Here is a 19,242-nt window from a genome sequence, read left to right on the forward strand (position 1 = left end):
TTGCGGAACAGCCTTAGACCGTGACCATAATGCAGCGCTGAATATTCTTGAAATTGGACTCCGTACTGTGGGGCACACAGGAACGTTAATCGCCTCTGGAGACATCGACCTCTGCGTGGGTGAGGAAACTCCTCCAAGTAAGTCGGGTCGCGGAAAGAGGAAGTCCAAAGAGCGATCTTTGGAATCCCCCGCTATATCAGGTACTCCTGATTAGCGCCGGGAGGATGTCAATTAAAAAGCAAGCTACTGTAAGTGAAGAGTTGTAGTCAGTGTAAGTGGTTCACGTTAGCACAACTTGAAGCGGTTCTTGCCAATCTAAGTGCAACTGTGAGTGGGCATTGCCGCTATTAATGGCAATTTCTACCCAGCCGTGACTGCCAACTAAAGCTATTATCTCTCCCACGTTAACATCACTGTAAGTTTCACAGCCTGGTATACTCAACCCCGCAGCCTGCACAGACCAAGTTTTGCCTTGTACGTAACTCCCTGCAATGTTGCTCACTAAGTTGCCAAAGTGGTCAATATATTGAATGCAACCCACTACACCAGTGGTTGTTTGCTGGCACTCGCCTATATCCAGTTTTACCAAACTTGCTGGATCAATTTCTTGTCCTAGCTGTTTGAGGGAGACACCACTAGCAAGATTAGCTCCCACTGGTGCAAAGATATCTCTACCGTGAAAAGTTTTGCTTGGTTGAGGAGTTTGCCAATAGTTAAGATTTGTGAGTTTGACGGCTGCGATCGCAGGACTTTGACTAAGTACCCCGCTAAAGATACCATTATCTGGGCCTACCAAAAACCCTTGAGCAAATTCTACTGCGATCGCTCGTCGCTTGCTTCCCACACCCGGATCTACTACTGCCACATGCACTGTGCCAACGGGGAAATAGGGACAAGCATTCATCAGGGAAAACCTGGCTGCGGCTATGTCTTGCGGTGGAATTTGGTGCGTTAAGTCTACCACCGTCAGTCTGGGGTTAATTTGGGCTATGACACCCTTCATTATGCCTACATAAACATCGCGATCACCGAAATCACTCAGTAAAGTTACGAGTGGTTGTTGACCTATCTGCTTTTTAGACATATTTTTGCTAAAATCTACATTAATTCAGAAATTTCTGTAGCAACAGCTACAGAATATATGCTATGTTAAGAATACCAGACATAAAGCAAAAAATTAAAGAAGGTAATCATTATGAATCAAGGTAGACTACAAAGTGTCAGGAAAGCACAAGAAACTCACAGAGAAAATATTCAAAAAAGCCTAGAGCATCGCTTGCAAGTAGCCAGAGCAAAGGGCGACGAACAACTGATTCGTCAACTAGAAGCTGAAATGAGGTATTCCAGCTAAATCAAGTTTTTATTGTTCTTAGTTTGTTGTGTAACCCGCTATGGCGGGTTTTTTTCGTTTTTAGGGGGTTTTTTGGTAATTTTGCTCTTACAACGTTTTACCTAACCCAGTTGTACATAGAAAACAAAACTGCGATCGCGGCGATAACCAAATGTCACCAGACCGAAGAGTTTTGCGATCGCTCTGAAGTACACACCTCCTTTAGTTGACTTTTATCTAAAAACTGTATTCAAAAATACAGTTTTTGGACACTAGCTCAAGCTGCTTCCCGTAGCTGTGACGGTACACTCACCTCTGGAAATGAAAGTGAGAGTTGTTCGGCTTGAGGTACTGCGGCCTGTTCTAAAACTTGAACTTCGATATTCACGCTCACCAGATAACTGCCTGTATCAGCACCAACCGCTTCAGCAATTAATTTGGCAATGTCTGGGCGTTTAGCAGTCAGCGGGTCACGTAAAATACACCGATCCCATTCATGCTTGGCAGTCGGATTGAGGTTGAGAATGTAATGCTTCATCATCGAACTAACCCTTGAATCCATCTTCCAGAAGGTTTTCACAGAGCCGTTATGCATTTAACTAGGCTTTGTGGACGCTATCTTTATTATAGTATATTTGTACTAAAATGGGCGATGTCTGAGTGAAAAACTGGGGGATACAGACCATTACTAGGAGCGCACAAGTGAGCGTTAGCCATATTCTTGTGCTACATCCCATTTTTTTAGGGGCTGTGTTTTAATTCAGGGGGGAATAATCAAACTGCTTCGCAAAGTCATTTCGTTCTACCTATATACCAACAACTCTTTATCAAAGCGCGATGCCGTTCACGGAGCATCTCGTAGAGAAGGCGGGAAAAGCCAACGCCACATTTATTTATTCCCTTATTCTCAATCAAATTTGGTAGCGGGTGTGAATCCACAATTTACAATTCAAGGAAATCTGCCCATAGGTAATTTCTAACATCAAGCTATTGCAACTAAGCTTACAAAGTAACGCCTAATTTTTATATAAATCGCTATATGGTAGATATCTATATTATTGAGCTATTTGTGATTGGTCTGCTTCTGCTAATGGTCACATTAGGGTCAGGTTGGATTTCTCGCTTACCTCTTTCTTTTGCTATTATCTATCTACTAGTTGGTATTTTACTAGGCCCTTACGGCTTAGGGCTGATTCAATTACGTCGAGATGAAGTTTTTAACGCCGAACTGCTGGAGAGAATCACAGAACTTGTAGTAATTATTTCTGTATTTAGCTGCGGTTTAAAAATTGTTCGCCCTCTACGATTGGGGGTTTGGGGTATTACGGCACGATTAATTGTCTTTCTGATGCCAATGTCAATTTTTGCTTTGGCTGCTGTAGGTAAATTATTTTTAGGGATGAATTGGGGAGAAGCAATTTTATTAGGAGCAATTCTCGCACCTACCGATCCAGTATTAGCATCAGAAGTACAACTGACCGATACAAATGACCAAGATGAGTTGAGATTTGGTTTAACTTCTGAAGGTGGGTTAAACGATGCTTTAGCTTTTCCCTTCGTTTACTTTGGCATTCATGCATTAGAAGATGATAACTGGGGTAATTGGTTTAAAGAGTGGATTGCGGTTGATTTAATTTGGGCGATCGCAGCCGGCATTGTTATGGGAATTGTCGTTGCCAAATCTATAGTTTGGATTGAAAAAAGAATTCAAAAACGTCGTCCTGCTGATGAGTTAATGGAAGATTTTATTGCTATCAGCACAATTCTACTGACTTATTCTTTAACAGAAATGGTTAATGGCTATGGATTTTTGGCAGTATTTGTTGCTGGGTTAGTTATCCAACGCAGTTACAGAAATCCTGAAAAACCGCTAGCGCAATTGGAATTTGTTGAGCAAGTTGAAAAGCTGCTGGAAGTTGGAACAATTCTACTATTAGGTTCAATATTATTATTGCAACCAATGCTCAACTATGCTATGCAATCTTTATTAGTAGTAATTTTATTATTATTCGTAATCAGACCTGTAGGAGTTTGGATTAGCACAATAGGTAAACGCCCTCTCGACTCACACCGCCGAACCTTTCATCCAGGAACTCGGTGGTTATTTGGATGGTTTGGTATTCGTGGTGTCGGCTCTTTATATTATCTCGCCTATGCCTTTGGTCATGGATTAAAAGGAGAAGCCGCTGAACAAATTGCTTGGATAACTTACACTACTATTGTAGTTTCTGTGATTATACATGGAATTAGTGCAACTCCATTAATGAAGTGGTATGAGCGCAATCTGACTAATCAGAGAAAAGCTACTCCTCCCGCCACAATAGATGAATTTGAGTAAAATTAATTTTTGTTGTAGTGTTATGGCTAAACCGTAACGCGCCATCGAAAATTTAAGGTGTGTTCCGCTTTAGCAATAACACACCCTATAATTTAATTTTCTAAACATGACTCAAAACCGGAGAGAGGTTTTGAGTTTTATTCTCCTTATATTGTTGGGAAGGAGTTAGGTTTAAGGTTAGGGTTTATATTTCCTATTTACCTGTCACCTTTTCAATAACTTCTTTGGCTTTTTCACCAAAACTTTCTGGGGGATTTTGTTCTTGTTCAGCCTTCAAATTCCTTTCGTAAGTTTTCTCTAGAGTATTAAGATTTTCTGAATCTTTTATTGCTTGCTCATAAGCTTCTTGTCGTTTTTCTTCTTGAACGCCAACACCTGGATCATATTCGTTAGCGCGATTGATTTTTTCTTCAGAATTTGGTTTATACTCTCGGGGTATTAGCTTTAATTCTTCAAGAGTAGTTGCATAACTAGCCTGCTGAACGAAAATGAATGAACCTGACAAGCTGATGAAAATAATTAAGCCAACAACCAAAAAGCTTGAACGTAACGCTTTCTTTAAAGTTAATAGAATTTTTTGCACGAAAAACTCCTCCTGTTGTTCTGTTATAAGCCTTGCTCATGTATAAATATATTCAATATTTAAGGCTCACAGGCATCCTAAGTGTTTAGGTACAGTTTTTCCTTCTACCGCAAGGTATATTAATTTTTACCTATAGTTAAGTTGATGCTATTGAAACCTTCTAGCCCCTAGCACTACTTAGATTTTTGTAATACTCAAATTGTCCTACTTAACGAGATTCTGCCCAGAACTAAAGTTCTGGGCTAATAATTCAAGTTCACTGAAGTGGACTGAAATTTTCACTCTATTATAGATAGCCACCTAACATAGCTAAAAATCTTGTCTTGAGTGTTATCTTAAATGACCTCTAACTATTAGCTTCAAAATTAATTTTGAGATGAGATAGCAATGAAACGCGAGATTAATGATCAAACCTTGAGCTTACGTGCTTAACCCAAGCGAATTAAGCTATAACCAAGTGTGATTAATTTTAATTCCTCGGCTTTGCATTACATCTTCAAATAAATTTGTTGGTAGTGCTTCTTCAACAGCAAAAACACCTGGTTTCTGGAGTTTACCTTCTAGCAATAACTGGGCAATACTACCTGTACCACAACCAGAAGCCGCCGCTGTATTTTCATGCACTATAGTTGAGCAATAAACTGCTGTTTCACCATTTTTTTGCCCTGTAACTTCTGAACGAACTGCTACACCAATTCCACTAAAATTATTAGTAACATCTGTCATGGAATGGCTGACATGAGACAGAAATTCAATCATGTAACGGCGTTGCATTAACCACTTTGGAAAAACGTGTGCTGCAATCCAAGTTAAATGATTGTAAAAATCGGGAACAGAGCCAAACTTAGTAATTACAGTTTTTACTGATGGGAAAGCTTTGGGCAGCGTAAAGGTTTCTGGCATATCAAACCAGTAAACTCCGCTGAGTCCATAGGGAGGTGGAAACTCAACTAATTCTCTTTCACTATAAGGCTTAATTAACTCCCATTTTCCATCTATCCAAGTCTCAAAGGGATACTGTAACCCCAGAAAAGTTGTCCGCATCACTGTAATGCCAGCACCACCAGAACCAGAAACCAAATAACTTAAATGGATCTTTTCTGGTTTATCAAATTGTTCAACACCTTGACGTACCATGCTGTTAGAAATACCAGGAAAAATACCAGTATTAATAATTGCTGTCACACCAGCAGCAGCAGCCTGTTCACTAAAATTGAGAGCTTTGCTGGTATAAGAACGATGGTCACTTACATCTACATAATTAACGCCTTGAGCAATACAGGTTTCGAGAACATTAGTATCTCGATAATGAAATGGGCCAGCACAATGAATGACTAAATTAGAGTTTGCGATCGCATCTCGCAACTTGTCAACTTCTGCCAAGTCCAATACCAAAAACTGCACCTGTCCTCCCGAAGACAAGCTAACAGCCTTCCCAAACTCCGCAGAACGTCCAGTAATTGTAATTTTAGCCTGCGTATGGGTAGCCAGATCCTGAGCAACACTGCTACCAATCCGCCCCCGTCCACCAAGAATTAAAACGCTGTCTGTCATTACTCCAGATTAGCAACACTAACCTTATTTCATCAGTTTTGTGTCTTGTTTGCCATCGGTTACAAGTATGATTTATACCATTTCACGAAATTTCTGCTTTTATTGTTGTAAGCAAGTTAGTAGTAAAGACTAAAAAATAACTTGACAACGTACTACATTTGCGCATCAATTTGCCTAACTACTGTTAGTGCCGAATAACTCACCCCAGCAGTACCTTCCCCTGGATGGGTGGAGTCACCAACTAACCACAAATTCTGGATGGGTGTACGATTGGCGAACCCAAAGGGGCCAAAGGTCGGAAGCCTTTGACCAATACCGCCAACTATACCGCGATCGCGGGCTGTGAAATGGGCAAAGGTGCGGGGTGTTGCGGCTTCTTGATGAATAATCGTTTCTGGTTTGAGATAGAAGTATTGGGCAAGACGAGCGATCGCTTCTTGGGTAAACTTTTCTTTTAGTCCTTCATAATCTTCAGTCTGCCACCACTGTGCAGGATCGACAAATGAAGAAGCAATAATTGTCGCTTTCCCCTCTGGTGCGCGGCCATCTCCAGGATGACTGACGGAAACAAACAGGGAATTATTCTCGCCAATGGGGCCATTGACATCGTACAGAAATTGGAGGTGAGGAGGGCATCCAGGCGGAATCGCGCTGGCATCTACACCCAAATACACCACAAACGCACCCGATGCTTGGGGCAGTTTTTCCACCCGGTTTTTATATCCAGATGGCGCTTGTTCTCCCAATAAATGCACCAAGTTTTGCACGGTGACATTGGTAACTATCTGGTCTGCGGCTTCTGTCCAGACTTCGCCAGTTTTCTGATTTCTAATGACTACAGCAGTAGCTTTGCCATTCTCTACTTTAATTTTTTCTACAGTATGGCGCATCAACAATTTGCCGCCATCTCTTTCTAAGGATTGTACCAAGCGATCGCTTAATACTTGCATACTTCCTTGGAGGTGAAACAATCCTTGGGGCAGTTGGGATACACTCAACGCTGTGGCGGCATAAAGTAATGCTGTCTGTTCTGCATCCACCTGGGAGTATAGCTTCAGTTGCAAATCTAAAAAAGTTCTCAGTCGTTGGTCATTTCCTAGTCCACATAACCGTAAAGCATCTCCTACCGTAAACAAAGTGAAGGGTACGGTAATTAATGTACTGGGACGCACCGCTTGCGTTAGCTGCCACAAATCCCATAAATTACGTGGTGGTAGCACAGGATCACGTCCTTGAAATTCCCAACTGGCATCAAATAAAGTTGCCATCAATTGCCAGAACGGTTCGCTACCGGGAAACTGTTTTTGTCGTTCCTCTTGCCATTTCTCTTGGTCGCGCCAAACATTAATCGGCGTGCTTTCCCCAGGTAAATACACTGCACAAGCAGGATCACAAGGCGTTGCTTCCGGTAAATCAATTTCCAATTCTGAGAAAATGCGGTGATGAATTCCCCCTGGTTCCAACCCCGCCACCTGAGTTGCGCCCACATCAAAGGTAAATCTCTGCCGTTTAAACGTCGAAGCACAGCCTCCTGGTACGAGGGCCTGATCCAAAATTAAGACGCTGTAACCTCTATGAGCTAATAATGCTCCAGCAGTCAGTCCACCTATTCCGGCACCGATAACAACAACACGAGAGTTACTTTTGTCAAGAGAAATGCTGGACATTGATTAGTTTATTTAAAATTCTTCATATTTCTACTCATAATTTTACCTTAATCTCAAAGTTAAATGGGATGCGATCGCAGATAGCTGTGCGCTCCTACCGTGTATTTTTGCCGTTCGCCTAAAGCTCGTAGAAAGTCTCCAGGTTGGAAACCAGGAAAACCACGACAACGTAGAATTCGCTATTCGATAGTCAAAAAAAGTACAACTAAGCCCCGCAACAATCAACGAAAATCTTCTTATACCAATTTAATATGAAGTTGTATAGAAAAGGGCTTCTAAAATAAAGTTATAAGAGGAAACAGAAATTACCTGCTTAATTATTCTTCGTCTCAAGAATGAATATGTAATAGCTAATTAGCTCTCTCTTCCCCTTTGCCAAAACTGCCGTAAAATCTCCCCAGGTTTACGATCCCAAGTGTCTATATGCTCGTATATCAAGTTATCTTGATTTAGTTTATACGTTGAATAGCCATTAAAAAGCAAACCTGCTTTCCAAGGAACGCGTAACACTCCTCGCACTGTCCACTTTGCTAAAATAGTGTCTTCGGCTGACTGAGATACTTCATGCACATCAAAGTAAATATTGGTAAAAAATAGCCTAGCGTGAAATCGCAAAGTCCAAAATATAATGCGATAATTAAATTTGTATTTAAATGTATTTACCGGATCTTTAAAGTAGATATCCTGTGTATAAATATCATAGGAGATATCTTTTTCAAAAAGTGTTGGTAAATCCTCTTTTAAAGTCTTAATTACCTGTTCCACCGATAATTGAGATTCCACGCGCATTTTTCCTTAAAAAATCTTTTTTAACAACCTTTCCACTTCTCGCCAAATAGAAGATGTCCTCTTGTTATCTACACCACCCGTACTCAAATCTGACAGAGTGGGAAATGATGCAGACTTAGCATAAGGGCCATTTCGCAAAACTTTCGCTAGGGTATTGTTATTCTCGCGCAAACCTTCGTAAAAAAAGAATACCTCTCCTTGAATGCCAAGTTGGCGATTGTATTCAATTGCCTGCACCAGATATTCTGGACTAATGCAATAAGAACCAAGCTTCATCAGTATTCCCGGTGCTAACTTCGGCAGTGTCCCATCTGTGAACTGCTGGTTTATTAGTTTATCAGCGATCGCCTGATAACTCCTAAAATCACGGCGATAAATCTGCGGCTGAATCATATCAACTATTCCCCGCTTCAGCCAGGTGGGTGAGTCTTGCAGATATTCCTGGAATGCCCAATCATGGATATTAGGTGCGATCGCTACTAGCAAGTTAGGATTAACTGCTTTTACCTCCCCGTAGAGACGCGCCAAAAACTCAGTGAGAATATCTGCACGCCACTGTAACCATTGCCTATCCTTGGGATTCTGTGGCGGATTGCGATCGAATTCTTGGCGATAGCGGGTGACAGTTCCTTCATCATAGCCACCTTCACAGGGTAATGCAGGGAAGCGATCGTCACCTTGAACACCATCCACATCGTAATTATTCGCGACTTCCAGCACCAAGTTCAACAAAAATTCCTGCACTTGTGGGTTGAGTGCATTCAACCACTCAAAGCCATTTTTCTTCAGTAAGTTACCGTTACAGTCACGCGCAGCCCATTCCGGTTTTTTCTGTAAAAGTACACCACCATTCAAATTGTAAGAACTGGCAAAACCGTATTCAAACCAAGGAATAACTTTCAACCCAACTCGCCGCGCCTCAACTACCACTTCTTCTAAAGGGTCACGACCTACAGGCAGATGGTCAATTTCGACTCCAAAAGTCTGCCGCATTGTTTGACTGGGATACAAAGTTACTGCCTTGTTCCAAACAACGGGAAACACCACATTAAATCCCGTCTCGGCCAGAAAATCCATCGCCTCAGCAATACGTTCCTTTGACCTGAGAACTTTACTATCAGTAGTGGTCAGCCAGATACCACGGGTTTCTATTATTCCCATTTCTATAAATTGAAATTCTCGGCACTGCACCATCTAAACATTGACTAGTCGGCGATACCGCGCCTGTATTATTGTGTAAATTCCATAGGCAACCAAACCTAACGCCACAATACCTAAAAGCCATGCTCCATAAGGCTGTTGTGCTAGAGTCTGTAATACTTGATCCAAACCTTGTGCGGTAGCGGCGTTCGATTGCCTTGCAGCTTCGATTAAAAACCAGCCGATAATACAAAAGACTATACCCCGTGCGGCTAAACCAAATCTGGAAATCCTCATTACCCATTGGGCTTCTTTGTTGCTTAACTCAGTTAAATTGAGTTCTTTACGAAATTTGGCACTAAAGGCTTGATAAAACTGATAGAAACCTAAAGCAATTATCAACACTCCGACAGTTCCAACTAGCCATTGACCAAAGGGTTGAGAAAGCAAACGTGCCGTCCAATCTTCAGTAGAATCACTACTATTTTTAGCGCTGCCTGTACCCATAACGATTTGCACTGCACTTAAGGCTAAACTTGCATAAATCAAGCCATTAACTGCGTAACCAATTCGTACTGCCAAACCTTTGGCATCATTACCTTTATTTTCTGGGTCTTTAATTGCCTGTACAAAACGCCAGATTACGTATCCAATCAATCCAATTGCAACTAAAGCCAGCAAAAATTTACCAAATGGCTGGTTGACGATTGTTTGGAGAGCGCCTTGGGTATCAGTTGTTTTACCACCCGTGCCAAAAGCCGCCTGTGCTGCCAGTAGTCCAACTATACCGTAAACTACTCCCTTAGAAATATAGCCAAATCGTCCCAGTCGCTCAACCCACAATGAAGCATGGTTTGCCAACTGTTGTGTCATGGTAGTTGTGGAGAATTATTATATCTACCTTTTACCAAAATTTACCCATGATTCACATCTACCCCAGGGCAAATTGTCTAATATTTTTGCAAAAAGTCCCTATCGTAATACTGTCTTTTAATAGATGTGAGGCTGCTCAAAAAATATTACAGTTATTAAGCACAGTATTATTATTTAGTATTTTTTAATGCTGAGTTTGGATTAATTATGTCTTTAATCGAAAGTTCTTGGAAACACGAATATATAACTACCAATGGGGTCAAACTACACTACGTTACCCAAGGTGAAGGCCCTTTAATGTTGATGTTGCATGGGTTTCCTGAGTTTTGGTACTCTTGGCGGCATCAAATACCAGAATTTGCCCAAAATTTTAAAGTTGTCGCCATTGACTTGCGTGGTTACAACGATAGCGATAAACCAAATGATCAATCAGCTTATGTAATGAATGAGTTTATCAAAGATGTTGAAGGAGTAATTAAGGGATTAGGATACCAAAAATGTGTTTTAGTTGGACATGATTGGGGAGGTGCGATCGCTTGGAATTTTGCCTATGCTCACCCCGAAATGCTAGAGCGATTAATTATCCTTAACCTGCCTCATCCTGCCAAATTTGCCCAAGGCTTACGCACTCCCCAACAGTTGCTACGTAGCAACTACATATTCCTATTTCAACTACCGTGGATACCAGAATTACTTTTACAATCTTCCGACTACCAAGCAATTGAAACAGCTTTTAAAGGTACAGCAGTTAACAAGAGTGCTTTCACCAAAGCAGATATTGACGCATATAAAGATGCTGCTGCAAAACGCGGTGCCCTCACAGCAATGTTGAACTATTACCGCAATATTTTTCAGCAGAGAATGCTAAATCCCAATTGGGGCATTCTGGAAGTGCCAACACTGATGATTTGGGGAGAAAATGACACTGCACTTGGCAAGGAACTAACCTACGACACCGCAGCTTATGTTAGGGACTTTCAAATTAAGTATATTCCCCATTGCGGCCATTGGGTGCAGCAAGAACAGCCTGAGTTGGTCAATCGGTATATGCGAGAATTTCTAACGGCTTAATCTAACAGTATTTATTAAAAAGTATAAATACTTATCAAAGTAGCCAAATTATGGCGAGTAGCGCAAGCTTTTAAAAAGATTTAATAGTAATTTAACACTGGCAGTTTTTTGGGGATTGTCAAGTAAAAATCGCCAAAAATCAGAATTAACGGCATTTGTTAGATTACCGTTATCCCTGTCTCATATCACAACTAACTTGTTAGTAAATAGATTGACCTTATGAAGTTTAATGAGATAATAGAGTTGTGAGGGACAGAACGGACGCAACTTGATTATTTAAGGGGGAAAATTATGAAACTCCAGCTATTAGCGGCCATGGCCTTAGCAACTCCCCTATTTTTCACTAGCTCGGTTAAAGCCGAGAATCCGCAGGATTTACAAAAGCTGCTTTCAACTGGGGAATGTATCCAGTGCAATCTAGCGGGAGCTAACCTCAGTGGCGCTCATTTAATTGGTGCTGACTTGAGAGGCTCGAAGCTCCAAGGAGCCAACCTTGTAGGGGCTAACCTCGAAGGTGCTGACTTAACTGGTGCAAACTTGGCAGGTGCTAACCTAACATCAGCTTATGTAGCCAATGTGAATTTGAAGCAAACAAATCTCAACGGGGTAAATTTTACTCGCGCTATGATTCACGATTCTAATGTGTATAAAGCATCAATGAATGATCTCAATCTCACTGATGCCGAAATATTTAACACTGGAATCGGGATTGGTGGAGAAGATGCCGATATTCCCGATTGGGACTAGGCTGAACTGAATAGGCAGGTTAAAATAAACACAACATCAGAGAAACTGGTTTTTTGCCAGTATTATCCTTAAAATCTGTCTATACAAAAATAAAAAATGAAACCCCTCTGCTTTGTAATGACTTTACTATGACGAAAGCAGAGGGGGTTTCTTATTGGGGCTGAATCGAAATATCCGTGCAAAAAGTGTAATTTAGGCTGAAAATTCTTGCTATGTTTAGCTTTCAGGCTTTTCAGCAGAGGACTTGGCTTTGTGAAAGACCCGAAACGCGGAGATATTCAAGATTACCCCTAGTGTAATCTTGAGTGCCGATGCTGGAAAAATGCCGACAAGCATTCCTCCAATGATGGCTCCAATCACCGAACCAACTCCCATAGGCGCTATGGTATTGCTCAAGGCTGTACGATCTACAAATGCACCTCGATTAGCATATTTAATAACCCCTACCAGTACAGTTGGTAAGCTAACTAGAAGGCTGGCTGTACCTGCTGTCTTAATATCTGCACCAAAAGCGAAAACAAGTGTTGGGATAATCACTTCACCCCCAGCAACCCCAAGTAGACTGCTTACCAGCCCAATTGCTAGTCCAAATAAGATACCTGCTGAAATGCGCCAACTTAAAGCAGGGGGTAGAAGGGCTGGTATTTGTTGAGGTAGAAAACCCTCGATTATCAAGGCAATACCAATGACTACCAATAGCACCAAGATGATTCGCTCAAGCTGTTCGTTTGAAAGCTTTCCCGCGATCGCCACCCCAAAAAAAGCAGTGGTAACCGCTCCGGCAATCAAGGAGAAGATTACAGGTAGCAATGGAATAACGGGGCTGAAGGAAAGCGTACTGCCCCGGATTACCAAGGATGCAGCAATCGTAATCAAGCTGACAGCCAAGTTCAAAGGCACAGCCTTCCGTACTGAATAGCCCAATGTTCCAGCCAGAACTGGCAGGCGAAACTCTGCGCCTCCCAAGCCAATCAGCCCTCCTAACAGCCCAATTGGCACAGCATAAAGAAAGGATAATCGGAAACGACGCACTTCCAAGCTTGTAGTTGTAGGCTCCGGCGCAGACGAGTTATTCTTTTTCATCAATTTTCTGCTTAGGTCTTTTCCTCGTTAAACTACTCGTGGTTGCCTGTTTGCAAAGAGTTGATGCGAGTAGGGACGTTGCATTGCAACGTCCCTAAAGAAGTGTTGTTTAATTTATAGGAGCACTAACTAAACCATTGTGCCTGAGCAAAGCGATCGTACTTGGTTCACGACCCCGAAAAGTTTTAAACACCTCCATTGGATGCTGACCACCACCAAGCGCCAGCACCGTATCCCGATAACGCCGACCTGTAGCTTTTATAGCTTCCTCATCTTCTAGCCCAGCTTCTTCAAAAGCGGCAAAAGCATCAGCGCTCAGTACTTCAGCCCATTTGTAACTGTAGTAACCTGCTGCATAACCACCCTCAAAAATATGTCCAAAAGCACATAAAATTGAATCTTCTGGAAGCGGTGGTAAAACGGTAGTAGTCTTGGCTATGCGATGACGCACATCTGACGGGGTTTCATCACTACCAGGGCGATAGCGGTAGTGTAGTTCTAAATCAAGACTGCTCAGGTGGATTTGCCGCAACATGGCAGTACCACTCATATAATTACGCGCTGCTAGCAGCTTTTGATAATAATGCTCCGGTAGGGCTTCACCAGTTTCGTAATGCTTTGCCATTCCAAACAAAGTGGGTCGCTCATAGCACCAGTTTTCCATAAACTGACTAGGTAGTTCCACTGCATCCCACTCCACATTATTGATGCCTGCCGCTCCGGGATAATCAACCTTGGTGAGCAGATGGTGCAATCCATGACCAAACTCGTGGAACAAAGTCTCTACTTCATAGAAAGTCATCAAACTCGGTTTACCATCTATGGGAGGACTTTGATTACACACTAAATAAGCTACAGGTAAGCGGATGGCAGCGACACCATTTTCAGTGATTTTGGCCCGATTGATGCACACATCCATCCAAGCACCACCGCGTTTCTCGGCTGGACGGCTGTAAGGGTCTAAGTAGAAGTAGGCTATGGCAGAACCAGTTTCGTCAGCAATTTGGAAATAACGGACATCCTCATGCCATACTGGCGCTTGACCATCGGCAGAGGTGACAGTAACGCCAAACAGCCGCTTGACTAGTCCAAATAAGCCGTCTAACACTTGGGGAAGAGGAAAGTAGGGACGCAATTCTTCAGCGGTAAAGGCAAATTTGGCTTCTCGTTGGCGTTCTCCCCAAAAGCTGATATCCCAGTGTTTTAAATCCTCAGCTTCTGCTGCTCCCTGTGCTGCTGCAAAAGCTTTGAGTTCTTCCAAGTCTTTGACAGCAGCATCATAACTAGCGCGGCGTAGTTCTTCTAATAGGGCGTTGACTGCCTCAACGTTGGGAGCCATTTTACTAGCGAGGCTCAATTGGGCAAAACTTTTAAAGCCTAGTATATCTGCGAGTTCTTGGCGCAACTTCAAAATGCGCTCAATTAAGGGGTTGTTATCCAAATCGCCACCAGAAGCGCGGGTGATATGAGCTTTGTAGAGCTTTTCACGCAAATCTCGACGGGTGCTGTGTTGCATGAAAGGGCCATAGCTGGGGAAGTCCAAAGTAATCCGCCAGGGGCCATTTTCTGGCGTGGCATTGCTTTCGCCAGCTGCACGAGCACCTTGGGCTGCTAAACTCAGTAAGCTTGGTGGTAAACCGTCAATTTCCGCTTGTGTTGTTAGGGTTAAGCTGAAGGCTTTAGTGGCATCAAGTACATGGTTAGAGAATTTGGTAGAAAGTTCTGCTAACTCCATTTGTATAGCGTTGAAACGTTCTCTTGACTCCCCTTCTAAGCCAACACCAGAAAGTTCTGCATCTCGAATGGCGGCTTCTACAATGCGCTGTTGGGCTAATTCTAAAGTTGCCCAACCATCACTGGTACGGAGTGCTTTAAAAGCATTGTAGATGGGTTGGCTTTGACCGAGCTTATTGATAAATTGTACTACTAGTGGCTGTACGATTTCATGAGCTTCGCGCAGTTCTGGGCTATTTTTAACACCCATTAAATGATTTACCACCCCCCAACTCCAGGTAAGCCGTTCTGTCAGCTTTTCTAAGGGTTCTACTAAACCACTCCAAGTAGGCTCTACACTAGCCTCTAAGGTGGTAAGCTGCTGATCAAGTTCTGCCAACAACTGATTAAAGGCTGGTACTACTCGTTCTGGTTTAATCTCTGCAAAGGGAGGTAAACTAGTGCCTTGGAGTAAGGGATTGTCGGAAATAATGGTACTTGCACTCATGGTTTTGTATGAACTGCGAACGAATAAAAATCAATAATGATTTTTATTTATATATCTTCTAATGTAGCGATCGCTGTGCTCAATAATCTTGCCATTCTGACAAAAAGGTAAAAAAAGCAAGAATTACTCAGAAAATTATCCTGATACAGCTATTTTGTTTGGCTTGTGAACAATATCTGGCGGCGTGACAGTTCCAGAAATATCAGCGAAAGTCTTCGTATACATTTGCGATCGCCTATGGTGGGTACTTCACACCATCACAGAGTGCATTTACTTACCTCAACCTGACTAAAGGCGATCGCTAAAAGACATCATCATGTACTATGTCAAACATGTAGCTCGTCCGCCAGCATGGGGGTTACCCTGAAAGCGCAGTTTAATCTCAAGAAGCCCACGCTTTCAAGGCGTGAGAGTGTCCAATTAACTTAGCGTGATCGAGCGTCCTTGCCGAACCGAAAAAGTAGGCTGTATATTTATGATTTTATTTGGCAACTCATCTTTTTACTCGTAAAATCGAAGACAAGATCAAGGTCAGTAGAAAAGAGTCCCTAAATTAATGAATACGTTAATCAGTCAGGATAGAAGAGCTATCACTAAATTTCAGATGGTAGACCGGATAAATGATATCGTTTGGCAAGCTCACCAAGGTAGCGTTGCTGCAATTATTCAGCTATTGAATGAAAAGCTAGCCAAGTCTGGTGTCAGAACTAGAGCCATTTTTTCTGATGGTGTCTTACAACTTCTGTGTGAAGCGGCTAGGGTAGAGCAACTTGAGCAATCTCCCCTCGTAGAACAAATCCAGCAAATTCTTGAGTCCATCGCCCCGCGTCACATTCGCCGAGTCAATATCAACAGTCGGATTGTTCGGGAACAACAATTACTTTGGTTAAAAGAAATAGATAGCGATCGCGAAAATCAATTGCTTTGGTCACAGGAAATTACATTAATTCAGCCTAATATTGTCAAGCAACTCATTAAAGATTTCACAGAAGCTCAAGCTGAACTAGGAAAACCAAGTTTTCCTAAAACTCCAGTTTCTCGTCCTTTAGTACTTATTAATCAAGAAAAACACAAAAATAAGCCTAAAACCAAGATATTAGCAGCGGCTGGTTTATGTTCACTGTTGTTGCTTAGTTGGGTTGTTTATGCCCAGTTAGGTAATAAAGTGAAAAACCTAATGCAACTAGAAACTTCTAAATCTTTAACTACAGAAAATACTAACGAGAAGAAAACCCAAACACCATCCCGTGCTTCTAACAATAGCCTTTCTGAAGCATCTGATGATCCATTTGCAATATCTGTGCGAATTGCCAACCAAGCTTCTGCATCTGGTAAAACAGCCACAACCTCAACTCAGTGGTTAGAGATCGCCGCTAAGTGGCAACGGGCTTCAGATTTAATGGGCACGGTGCCACAAAACCACAGCCGTTATCAGGAAGCTAAGATTCGTACTCAACTATATAAGAAATACAGTGAGGCGGCGCAAAATGAAGCCGATAAGAGTAAATCTTAGCTTTTGATTATTGGAAAAATTCGATTCAAGCATCAGCTTTATTCGCAATTCCTTGCTGTAATTTATCAAGTTTGTTAATCGCTTTTGAAAAACTAGTAGTTCCTTCCTTGAGTTGAGGAATAATCTCACCAAGGGAGTTATGATGATTTTGATGTAACCCTAACACTTGGATTGAAGTTTGATTAGCCTTTTTAATATCTACTGCCAAATTAGTTAATTTTTGACTACAACGCTGAACTGTTATCACCGCTCTTTCAATCAATTGGGTTGTGTGGGCTAAACTCACAGCAATTTGTGAAAATCTTTCTTGCATAGTAGTCAAACAGTCTTGTACAAAATACTGTTGGGTAAAATTGGAAAAAAATCGACCTTATTAACAATAAGACCGATTTAATCAAGCAGATTAATTCGTAGGACCAATCTAAAATCCAAAATATATATGTCCCCTAATTCAGGAGTTCTCCTGTTTCTTGCAGGGAGTGCAAGCGGCGGTAAATGCCCTCATGACGCAAGAGTTCATCGTGGCTACCCACTTCTACAATCTTTCCTTGCTCCAGAACCACAATTTTATCGGCTTCTCGCACTGTGCTTAGACGATGGGCAATCACGATGGTTGTACAAGTGCCCTGAATCGATCGCATCGCTAGCTGAATTGAACGTTCAGACTCATAATCTAAACTAGAGGTGGCTTCGTCAAAAATCAGCACGTCTGGTTCCACTAGCAACGCCCTAGCAATTCCTAAACGTTGTCTTTGTCCTCCAGATAACCTGACACCTCGTTCCCCGACGACGGTATAATAACCTTTTGGTAAATGCTGCACGACTTCATCAACTCTGGCAATTCTACAGGCTTCCTGAACCTGCTCCAAACTAGCATTCGGCCTGCCGTAGGTAAGGTTATCCAATATGGTACCGTTGAAAACGTCTACTTCTTGGTGAACGATCGCTAATCTCCGTCTATACTTACCCACATCCAAAGTCCGAATATCTTGACCATCAATAAGAATTTGACCTTCTTGAGGTTCAAAATATCGTAATAGCAACTTCACTAAAGTAGACTTACCAGAACCGGAACGCCCCACTAATGCCACTGTTTGGTATGGCTCAATCAACAAGTTAATATCTTGCAAAACTTGACGCTTGGCATCATATCCAAAACTGAGGTGCGACAACTCAACTTTTCCAGTAAATTTATAAGGTGATTCTGTCTGGTTGTTCTCTTCTAAAAGACTAGCTGAATCAGATGCCGTAGGCTCTTGCAGAAATTCGTGAAACCGCAGCATGGAAGAATAACGACGGGCAAAAACTTCTGCCAAGCTACTAATAGGTTCTAATTCGGCATATGCCATGCTAGAAAGAGTTAAGGTCATGACAAAGTGACCGAGAGAAATTCTCCCATTTACTGTTGCTGCTAAAGTTAAACCCAGAATTGTAAACACACAAAACTGAATTACAGTTCTTTGCCAAGTACCCAGTATCGTATAACCTTTGTGGATGCGATAATCAAGCACTGTTAATTCACGATCCAAACGTTGCTTTTGCCGTTTCAGTTCCCTCCCTTCTGTAGCAAATGCTTTCACCGTTTTGATATTAGTGATCAATTCGGAAGTGCGGCTTTCGGTGTCTTCTCCATATTTATCCAGACGACTTTCATACCCAATTAGCTTTTGTAAATTCTTCAAGCTGAAGCTGAGAATAATTACAAAGGAAATTAGATATAAAATTGCAATCCGCCACTCAATGAACAAGATAAACACAAAAATCCCCAGTACACGAGCCAGTTTAGGAATTAACTGTCCGGCGATTTCGGGATACACCCAAGTGTGGTTAGCAACACCTCTAGCTACTCTTCCGGCAATCCGTCCAGGGTTATTTTCATCATAAAATTCTAGTGGGAGAGTGAGAACTTTAGCGATCGCTGTTTCGTTGTTATCTCGACGCGATCTGAAAGCTATATCCCAATGAAACCAATTGGTTAACCAGGGTTGTGTTGGCGCTTTCACTACGGTGACAACGAATATTAAACCCAGTAGCACGCCTAAAGATAGAGCTTTATTAACTGGGTAATTGGTGATGTCAGAAAAAGTTGCGATCGCACTTTGAAGTGGTTTATCCAAAGGTTGATCAGACAAAACGTTTAAAATCTGCCCGATCGCGTAAGGTACAACTAAATCAATAACTTCGTAAATGCTAGATGCTGTAATACTGAAAACACTCAGCTTCCAGTAAGAGCGAAAGTAATTGACAATATCTCGAAATTTTGCCATGATGCACACCGTCCAAGAGCGCGATCGTAAACTTGGAATTTATATACTACATTTGTATTACAAGGT

17 protein-coding genes and 1 pseudogene are annotated in these 19,242 nt (G+C 41.9%); 6 read left to right on the top strand and 12 right to left on the bottom strand.

Translation table 11 applies throughout. The features are described 5' to 3' along the window. A pseudogene (locus F8R90_RS04295) lies at positions 1-214 on the top strand (RNA-guided endonuclease TnpB family protein); the annotation flags it as partial. A 66-nt stretch (positions 215-280) separates the two neighbouring features. Here the strand turns inward: F8R90_RS04295 and F8R90_RS04300 are convergent. Then, positions 281-1,084, bottom strand: coding sequence for an SAM hydrolase/SAM-dependent halogenase family protein (locus F8R90_RS04300; RefSeq protein WP_196509706.1), 804 nt, complete (start codon positions 1,082-1,084; stop codon positions 281-283). Positions 1,085-1,195: 111 nt separating this feature from the next. Between F8R90_RS04300 and pirA the strand changes: the two genes are divergently transcribed. Then, positions 1,196-1,351 carry an arginine synthesis PII-interacting regulator PirA gene (gene pirA, locus F8R90_RS04305; RefSeq protein ID WP_190889575.1) on the top strand — a complete coding sequence of 52 codons (156 nt, stop codon included), beginning with the start codon at positions 1,196-1,198 and terminating at the stop codon, positions 1,349-1,351. Positions 1,352-1,607: 256 nt separating this feature from the next. On the opposite strand, the gene F8R90_RS04310 is transcribed toward pirA, so the two are convergent. After that, entirely contained in the window at positions 1,608-1,871 is a 264-nt protein-coding gene (locus tag F8R90_RS04310) for a hypothetical protein (protein ID WP_096537286.1), read from the bottom strand. A gap of 498 nt (positions 1,872-2,369) precedes the next feature. On the opposite strand from F8R90_RS04310, the gene F8R90_RS04315 reads away from it, so the two are divergent. Beyond that, a complete protein-coding gene (locus F8R90_RS04315) occupies positions 2,370-3,668 on the top strand; it encodes a cation:proton antiporter (RefSeq protein WP_196509707.1) in 1,299 nt (432 codons plus the stop codon). 193 nt (positions 3,669-3,861) lie between these two features. Here F8R90_RS04315 and F8R90_RS04320 read toward each other — a convergent pair whose 3' ends face one another. From F8R90_RS04320 to F8R90_RS04345, 6 genes are all read right to left on the bottom strand, one after another. After that, entirely contained in the window at positions 3,862-4,251 is a 390-nt protein-coding gene (locus F8R90_RS04320; RefSeq protein WP_196509708.1) for a hypothetical protein, read from the bottom strand. A 447-nt stretch (positions 4,252-4,698) separates the two neighbouring features. Beyond that, positions 4,699-5,805: a saccharopine dehydrogenase family protein gene (locus F8R90_RS04325; RefSeq protein ID WP_196509709.1), complete on the bottom strand. Its 1,107-nt coding sequence runs from the start codon at positions 5,803-5,805 to the stop codon at positions 4,699-4,701. A 152-nt stretch (positions 5,806-5,957) separates the two neighbouring features. After that, positions 5,958-7,472, bottom strand: a complete 1,515-nt coding sequence (gene crtD / locus F8R90_RS04330; protein WP_196509710.1) for a C-3',4' desaturase CrtD — start codon at positions 7,470-7,472, stop codon at positions 5,958-5,960. A gap of 354 nt (positions 7,473-7,826) precedes the next feature. After that, the gene (locus F8R90_RS04335) at positions 7,827-8,255 is read right to left on the bottom strand and encodes a DUF2358 domain-containing protein (RefSeq protein ID WP_196509711.1); all 429 of its coding nucleotides are present in this window, start codon (positions 8,253-8,255) and stop codon (positions 7,827-7,829) included. A gap of 12 nt (positions 8,256-8,267) precedes the next feature. After that, positions 8,268-9,422 (bottom strand): glycoside hydrolase family 10 protein, encoded by a 1,155-nt coding sequence (locus F8R90_RS04340; protein ID WP_196509712.1) that lies wholly within the window; start codon positions 9,420-9,422, stop codon positions 8,268-8,270. 33 nt (positions 9,423-9,455) lie between these two features. Next, the gene (locus F8R90_RS04345) at positions 9,456-10,274 is read right to left on the bottom strand and encodes a DUF1206 domain-containing protein (RefSeq protein WP_196509713.1); all 819 of its coding nucleotides are present in this window, start codon (positions 10,272-10,274) and stop codon (positions 9,456-9,458) included. Between the two features lie 207 nt (positions 10,275-10,481). On the opposite strand from F8R90_RS04345, the gene F8R90_RS04350 reads away from it, so the two are divergent. Together F8R90_RS04350 and F8R90_RS04355 are read left to right on the top strand one after the other, a co-directional pair. Continuing rightward, on the top strand, positions 10,482-11,345 hold the full coding sequence (locus F8R90_RS04350; protein WP_196509714.1) for an alpha/beta fold hydrolase: 864 nt from the start codon (positions 10,482-10,484) through the stop codon (positions 11,343-11,345). Positions 11,346-11,636: 291 nt separating this feature from the next. After that, positions 11,637-12,092 carry a pentapeptide repeat-containing protein gene (locus F8R90_RS04355; RefSeq protein WP_196509715.1) on the top strand — a complete coding sequence of 152 codons (456 nt, stop codon included), beginning with the start codon at positions 11,637-11,639 and terminating at the stop codon, positions 12,090-12,092. Positions 12,093-12,308: 216 nt separating this feature from the next. Here the strand turns inward: F8R90_RS04355 and F8R90_RS04360 are convergent, their stop codons facing one another. Next, on the bottom strand, positions 12,309-13,175 hold the full coding sequence (locus tag F8R90_RS04360; RefSeq protein ID WP_196509716.1) for a sulfite exporter TauE/SafE family protein: 867 nt from the start codon (positions 13,173-13,175) through the stop codon (positions 12,309-12,311). A 109-nt stretch (positions 13,176-13,284) separates the two neighbouring features. Next, on the bottom strand, positions 13,285-15,396 hold the full coding sequence (locus tag F8R90_RS04365) for a M3 family metallopeptidase (RefSeq protein WP_196509717.1): 2,112 nt from the start codon (positions 15,394-15,396) through the stop codon (positions 13,285-13,287). Between the two features lie 556 nt (positions 15,397-15,952). On the opposite strand from F8R90_RS04365, the gene F8R90_RS04370 reads away from it, so the two are divergent. Continuing rightward, entirely contained in the window at positions 15,953-16,909 is a 957-nt protein-coding gene (locus F8R90_RS04370) for a hypothetical protein (RefSeq protein WP_230966095.1), read from the top strand. Positions 16,910-16,934: 25 nt separating this feature from the next. Here the strand turns inward: F8R90_RS04370 and F8R90_RS04375 are convergent, their stop codons facing one another. Both F8R90_RS04375 and F8R90_RS04380 read right to left on the bottom strand, forming a co-directional pair. Further along, the gene (locus F8R90_RS04375; RefSeq protein WP_196509718.1) at positions 16,935-17,222 is read right to left on the bottom strand and encodes a hypothetical protein; all 288 of its coding nucleotides are present in this window, start codon (positions 17,220-17,222) and stop codon (positions 16,935-16,937) included. A 133-nt stretch (positions 17,223-17,355) separates the two neighbouring features. Beyond that, entirely contained in the window at positions 17,356-19,176 is a 1,821-nt protein-coding gene (locus F8R90_RS04380; protein ID WP_196509719.1) for an ABC transporter ATP-binding protein, read from the bottom strand. Positions 19,177-19,242 lie beyond the last annotated feature (66 nt).

This window comes from Nostoc sp. NZL (assembly GCF_015714705.1).
Lineage (GTDB): Bacteria > Cyanobacteriota > Cyanobacteriia > Cyanobacteriales > Nostocaceae > Nostoc > Nostoc foliaceum_A.

What these genes read in the sequence shown, in the direction of transcription:
- F8R90_RS04300 (WP_196509706.1), bottom strand. Translation starts at nt 1,084, where the DNA reads ATGTCTAAAAAGCAGATAGGTCAACAACCACTCGTAACTTTACTGAGT.
- pirA (WP_190889575.1), top strand. Translation starts at nt 1,196, where the DNA reads ATGAATCAAGGTAGACTACAAAGTGTCAGGAAAGCACAAGAAACTCAC.
- F8R90_RS04310 (WP_096537286.1), bottom strand. Translation starts at nt 1,871, where the DNA reads ATGATGAAGCATTACATTCTCAACCTCAATCCGACTGCCAAGCATGAA.
- F8R90_RS04315 (WP_196509707.1), top strand. Translation starts at nt 2,370, where the DNA reads ATGGTAGATATCTATATTATTGAGCTATTTGTGATTGGTCTGCTTCTG.
- F8R90_RS04325 (WP_196509709.1), bottom strand. Translation starts at nt 5,805, where the DNA reads ATGACAGACAGCGTTTTAATTCTTGGTGGACGGGGGCGGATTGGTAGC.
- crtD (WP_196509710.1), bottom strand. Translation starts at nt 7,472, where the DNA reads ATGTCCAGCATTTCTCTTGACAAAAGTAACTCTCGTGTTGTTGTTATC.
- F8R90_RS04340 (WP_196509712.1), bottom strand. Translation starts at nt 9,422, where the DNA reads ATGGGAATAATAGAAACCCGTGGTATCTGGCTGACCACTACTGATAGT.
- F8R90_RS04345 (WP_196509713.1), bottom strand. Translation starts at nt 10,274, where the DNA reads ATGACACAACAGTTGGCAAACCATGCTTCATTGTGGGTTGAGCGACTG.
- F8R90_RS04350 (WP_196509714.1), top strand. Translation starts at nt 10,482, where the DNA reads ATGTCTTTAATCGAAAGTTCTTGGAAACACGAATATATAACTACCAAT.
- F8R90_RS04355 (WP_196509715.1), top strand. Translation starts at nt 11,637, where the DNA reads ATGAAACTCCAGCTATTAGCGGCCATGGCCTTAGCAACTCCCCTATTT.
- F8R90_RS04360 (WP_196509716.1), bottom strand. Translation starts at nt 13,175, where the DNA reads ATGAAAAAGAATAACTCGTCTGCGCCGGAGCCTACAACTACAAGCTTG.
- F8R90_RS04365 (WP_196509717.1), bottom strand. Translation starts at nt 15,396, where the DNA reads ATGAGTGCAAGTACCATTATTTCCGACAATCCCTTACTCCAAGGCACT.
- F8R90_RS04370 (WP_230966095.1), top strand. Translation starts at nt 15,953, where the DNA reads ATGAATACGTTAATCAGTCAGGATAGAAGAGCTATCACTAAATTTCAG.
- F8R90_RS04375 (WP_196509718.1), bottom strand. Translation starts at nt 17,222, where the DNA reads ATGCAAGAAAGATTTTCACAAATTGCTGTGAGTTTAGCCCACACAACC.
- F8R90_RS04380 (WP_196509719.1), bottom strand. Translation starts at nt 19,176, where the DNA reads ATGGCAAAATTTCGAGATATTGTCAATTACTTTCGCTCTTACTGGAAG.